9 protein-coding genes are annotated in these 4459 nt (G+C 35.9%); all 9 read right to left on the bottom strand.

What is annotated here, in order from left to right:
* Positions 1 to 74: 74 nt before the first annotated feature.
* The gene (locus tag IPI65_17430; GenBank protein ID MBK7443219.1) at positions 75 to 236 is read right to left on the bottom strand and encodes a hypothetical protein; all 162 of its coding nucleotides are present in this window, start codon (positions 234 to 236) and stop codon (positions 75 to 77) included.
* 27 nt (positions 237 to 263) lie between these two features.
* On the bottom strand, positions 264 to 647 hold the full coding sequence (locus tag IPI65_17425; GenBank protein MBK7443218.1) for a hypothetical protein: 384 nt from the start codon (positions 645 to 647) through the stop codon (positions 264 to 266).
* A gap of 353 nt (positions 648 to 1000) precedes the next feature.
* Positions 1001 to 1171, bottom strand: coding sequence for a hypothetical protein (locus IPI65_17420; GenBank protein ID MBK7443217.1), 171 nt, complete (start codon positions 1169 to 1171; stop codon positions 1001 to 1003).
* A gap of 221 nt (positions 1172 to 1392) precedes the next feature.
* Complete coding sequence (locus IPI65_17415) at positions 1393 to 1551, bottom strand: hypothetical protein (protein MBK7443216.1); 159 nt, start codon at positions 1549 to 1551, stop codon at positions 1393 to 1395.
* A gap of 236 nt (positions 1552 to 1787) precedes the next feature.
* Complete coding sequence (locus tag IPI65_17410; GenBank protein ID MBK7443215.1) at positions 1788 to 2192, bottom strand: hypothetical protein; 405 nt, start codon at positions 2190 to 2192, stop codon at positions 1788 to 1790.
* Positions 2193 to 2360: 168 nt separating this feature from the next.
* Positions 2361 to 2516 (bottom strand): hypothetical protein, encoded by a 156-nt coding sequence (locus IPI65_17405; GenBank protein ID MBK7443214.1) that lies wholly within the window; start codon positions 2514 to 2516, stop codon positions 2361 to 2363.
* Positions 2517 to 3033: 517 nt separating this feature from the next.
* Entirely contained in the window at positions 3034 to 3321 is a 288-nt protein-coding gene (locus IPI65_17400) for a T9SS type A sorting domain-containing protein (GenBank protein MBK7443213.1), read from the bottom strand.
* On the bottom strand, positions 3321 to 3602 hold the full coding sequence (locus tag IPI65_17395) for a SprB repeat-containing protein (protein ID MBK7443212.1): 282 nt from the start codon (positions 3600 to 3602) through the stop codon (positions 3321 to 3323). Before IPI65_17395 ends, IPI65_17400 begins: the two co-directional genes overlap by 1 nt.
* Before the next feature lie 581 nt (positions 3603 to 4183).
* Entirely contained in the window at positions 4184 to 4414 is a 231-nt protein-coding gene (locus IPI65_17390; protein ID MBK7443211.1) for a hypothetical protein, read from the bottom strand.
* Positions 4415 to 4459 lie beyond the last annotated feature (45 nt).

The raw sequence follows: 4459 nt of genomic DNA, 5'->3' as shown, positions 1-4459 counted from the left end.
AATTATTATGTTTAATATTTGAGATAGTATTACCATAAAAATTCATATTATTGCCAACAGTTCCTCCGCCAAAATTAAACCCTTTTAACTGGGTAGGATGCACCAGTTGCTATTACACTATCGACATTATTATTTCCACAATCAACTGCGTTTAATGCATAAATAGCAACACCAGCCATTTGTGCAGTTGCAGATGAAGAAGTAATATTATTCACTTCATTACCGTAAATAAACACCTGATTGAGGAGGTATTAATTGAATTATCATCTTGACAATTTATACCGATAACATTCGTGATTCGAACTTACATTATTTACAATATTATCGGTAACAGATGAACCGGTAGGCATTTTATCGATATACATACCACAAGTCCATGCTGTAGTTCCTGACCCGGCACGAATATTAGTTATAGTGTTAGCGGCGATTGTTTTAATCTGACTGGTTGAATTACTTACTCTGATGCCAATTACGTAACCGGTACTTGCTGATGGAATCATCAGTGAATCAATAATATTATTGGCAACATGAATTGTTCCGGTGGCGCCGGTATTTATGTAATAATATCCTGTTAAATTAACTGATCCTGTGGTGGTAACAGAATTGTTATTGCGTATAATTACCATCCACACTAGTAGATGTAACATGTTATCATAAATCAAATACGTATTGGCATTTGTGGTATTAAAATTATTTTTCGAACGTATTATTATCGATGTTACTGGTTGTATTATTAAATTCCTGATAAATACCAAAAAATTGTCCACTTGCACCGGCATCAAAAGTGCAATCATGGATTGTATTATTGGAGATGGTAACGGTTCCACCGGTTTGCCCTGATGTGCCGTTCTTATAGCTAATACAGAATTGGAATTTACACCCTGTCCTAATGAAATATCATTGTATGTAATTGTAGTTGACCCACTGGTAGTAGTTGTGTTGGCAGAATGGAAAATTCCATATAGCGTATTAGTATGAGAAACACCTCCTAATCTATTATTTATCGAATTGCCACTAATAGTAAGATTGCCCTGATAAATAGCATGGACACCATATACAGCGTTGCACTTGAACCGCCATAATTCGTTATGGTATTTCCTTCTCCTAAAGAACCAACAATATTGCCTTGATCAAAATAAGTAGAAGGACTCGAATCATAATATCCACGCAAAATTATTCCGGTGAATACATTAGAAATAGTATTACTTAAAAACTGTTTCCGTCACTTCTTCCTGCTATGGTGCTAATTATTAATGAAGTATTCAATGCCGTTCTTTATAATTTGCCAAAAAATACCCCCTGCTTCCGATTGAAAAGTCGTAGGACCGACCGAAACATTTAGTCGCGACAAAGTAATCATGCAAATTTTTTATTATGTTATAAGAACATCCGTCAGTTGCTCCGGTTTTTATATAACGCATAACCATATTCCATTGTCGCCGGACCAGATACATTGTTGTCGACAATATCAATTCCATCGATGGTGATATAATCGCTTCCATTTAATGAGAATACGCCATCTGCAACCGTTGAAATACCATTTAAGGTCACAGTTCCTACAGGGCATAAATTATAGGATTAGCCCCCCGCCTATTTTTTGAAAAGTAATGGTATTTGCAGCGTGCCGGTTTGTGTTAAATTTATTCCGCCTACGGGAGCTGTTTTGGAATGTCCGTAGCAACATAACAAACTACATCACAACTTACGCTTCCGGGAGTTGAGTGCATTAACAAATGAATTAATTGTTGGATAACAAACCGATGGCACATAATAATCGCCACAAAACCCTATACTCGGTAATACAGTAGGTATGAATAATTAGGACCGCCATTGTTGTTGACATTTAACGTACTCATATCATGAGCACGTTGTCCGGTAACCCCAACATCGGTTAAAATTGCGGTACCTGTTCTATTGCTGGTGTAAGCATAATAATAAATTGTAGTAGTGGCACCGGCACAAGGTATTTCTACTATACCCGTGTTTCCTACCATGGTGACTTCTAAAAGTGAGGATGTTAAAAAATTAACTGAGGTAGAATACCTCACAAACACATTTTCACCGGGTGAAGGAATGGCAGCGGTGGTAACTGTAACATAAACACTATTTTCCGGATAAACGGCACCTGCAGCAGGCGATTGCACCACAGAAGTAATAACTACCGGGTCATAACTCGTTTCCACAACACCCATGTATTCGTTTTGAGGAACACCGGTATGCTATATTCGGTGACATTAAATGTATAATAGTAGCCATTGGCAATAGTCGGCATAAGTCCGGCACTTCCGCCAAATCGGTATTAAACAATGCCGCAGCGGTTCCTCCAGTCGGGAATATATTCATGTTATAACCGGCTAATGTCAATCCCCTGTAAGGACGTAAGGCAGGGTCATAATCGAAGGTGCTTCGTGAAACTCCCAATTTCTTGTTCCACTTAAAGCTGAACTGGTTGCCTGAACGCGAGCTTGTCGGAAAATACCTAAATCAGGTGAGTGGATAGGACAAATAGGCGCCATTTACTGTTTGTGTTCCAAGCTGCAGGTTGGGCAAATAACTTGAAGCATTCATGTTATGCACGACTAAACCCAATACCAGTAAGGATTTGCACTTGTTGAATATTTGCCTGTTCTGAAACATAAAAAACCAGCATAAAAATACAGCAAGTTTCTGAGTTTTCCTTACTAAAAAGCCCTGAGATTGAAGATTAGTGCATGTTTTCAACCACTAATTAACCTTAAAATTGATGGGTGAAATGGTATAAAGTAAGGTTGGTTAAAAATGACAGACCTTACTTTTTGGGAAAAACTTACTAAATCAGTGTTGCGGTTTGAATTGTTTTCATGGAATGTTTCAACTCGTTTTAGTTCTAAACCAGCGACTTTTCGCTGTAATTTTTCAATTTCCTTTTTCAACTTTTTTACCTTCATGAATAAGTAAATACAGCCGACAATAGGAGCCAGAAAAGTGATGACACTTACTAACAAAACAACATAAAATTCAATACCGGATGGAAGCGCAATATTAAATTTATAATTACATTTTAGTAATAATTGAGCTGCCTGAAATTTGAGCTTGATTTAAAATAAATATCGAATAATTACCAGCAGGAAGGTTATTTAATTCCTCAATAACAACTTTATTTATTCCGGAAATTAATATGGTAGATTGATTGACAACTTCTTTCCCTTCTAAATCAACAATTTTAACAACTGCATCAAACCCTGAAAGCGTATGAATATCAATGGTTAAATATGCATTAAAAGGATTTGGTGTAACATGTATCTCAACAGGTTGAAGTTGGTTATGCGCATTGGTTGGCATCAGTCACATAACACAAACTGTTGTTGTTCCGCAATAATTATCTGTGACATTAACACAATATGTTCACCAGGAGCCAATGCTGTTAAATCCTGCAGTGTAGATGTAAATCCATCAGGACCAGTCCAGCTAAAGGTATATGGTGCAAAACCACCTGCAATAGTTAATGTAATAGCACCATTGGTAAAGCCCGCTGTGGCAGGTGTAACTAGTGCTGTAACATCATCAGCTTTTGCATTCACTAAAGTCAAACAGGCAATTATGGCAAATAAGTATTTTTTCATACAAAGTAATTTATTTGTTCCTGGAAATAATTTGTTTTATCGATAATTGAGTTGGATAATCTGTCGCTTGAATATAATTTATGGTATTATTATCCCTATTATCAACCAATATTGTTTGAGGTAATTCAAGTTGAATTGGGCGATGAAATTTAATTTATCTGAAACAAAATAGGAGTTGCCTTTTCCATCTAGAACATAAATTTTGTTGCGAAAAAAAAGTGGAAAACGCATTTGTATCAAAAGTGTAATTCGTTGATGTTTATACCATGTATGTCCATTCCAATACCAAACTGTTATTTGATTATCAATAGCGATAAGTTCAGTAAATACTATCTCCTTAACCGCGATATCAAAAGAAATTATCCATATATAAATAATCCTTGTGGTTTCTACAAACGGATAATTTTCTATATAATTATTTTCCATTGCGGCTTTGTAAAAAATAGGGGGCGATAATTAGTTTCCGGGGTTGATATTTTTCCAATGATCAAGTGGAATTTCTTTTAAATTACGAATGATTTCGTTTTGACTAAACTCAGTAAAATTAGTCGCGTAAAGCCTTTCTCCGCTTATGTCCCAGGCTAATGGCTGCACACATTCAAATCTTTTGTACCAACAGGAAGAATATATTGTTGAGCACTATCCAATGGCTTATCTATATTGCCTGTCCACAAAATACCCAACTGATTGTTTATTTCAATAGCATAAAACACACTGTCTTCGATGATAATTTTTCGGTCGAATTTTCCCTGACCAAAACTATTCCATGCTAACAGCAAAAAAATAATATTGAAAACAAATCGTTTCACCATGTTTCAATTGATTGGTCAAAGTCTGCAGCTTCTATATCATCTGTT

It is taken from the genome of Bacteroidota bacterium, from assembly GCA_016706255.1.
Lineage (GTDB): Bacteria > Bacteroidota > Bacteroidia > Chitinophagales > BACL12 > UBA7236.
Note: the sequence above shows the minus strand (reverse complement) of the source record. Positions and strands in the feature narration are given on the sequence as shown.

What these genes read in the sequence shown, in the direction of transcription:
- IPI65_17425 (MBK7443218.1), bottom strand. Translation starts at nt 647, where the DNA reads ATGTTACATCTACTAGTGTGGATGGTAATTATACGCAATAACAATTCT.
- IPI65_17410 (MBK7443215.1), bottom strand. Translation starts at nt 2,192, where the DNA reads ATGGGTGTTGTGGAAACGAGTTATGACCCGGTAGTTATTACTTCTGTG.
- IPI65_17405 (MBK7443214.1), bottom strand. Translation starts at nt 2,516, where the DNA reads ATGGCGCCTATTTGTCCTATCCACTCACCTGATTTAGGTATTTTCCGA.
- IPI65_17400 (MBK7443213.1), bottom strand. Translation starts at nt 3,321, where the DNA reads ATGCCAACCAATGCGCATAACCAACTTCAACCTGTTGAGATACATGTT.
- IPI65_17395 (MBK7443212.1), bottom strand. Translation starts at nt 3,602, where the DNA reads ATGAAAAAATACTTATTTGCCATAATTGCCTGTTTGACTTTAGTGAAT.
- IPI65_17390 (MBK7443211.1), bottom strand. Translation starts at nt 4,414, where the DNA reads ATGGTGAAACGATTTGTTTTCAATATTATTTTTTTGCTGTTAGCATGG.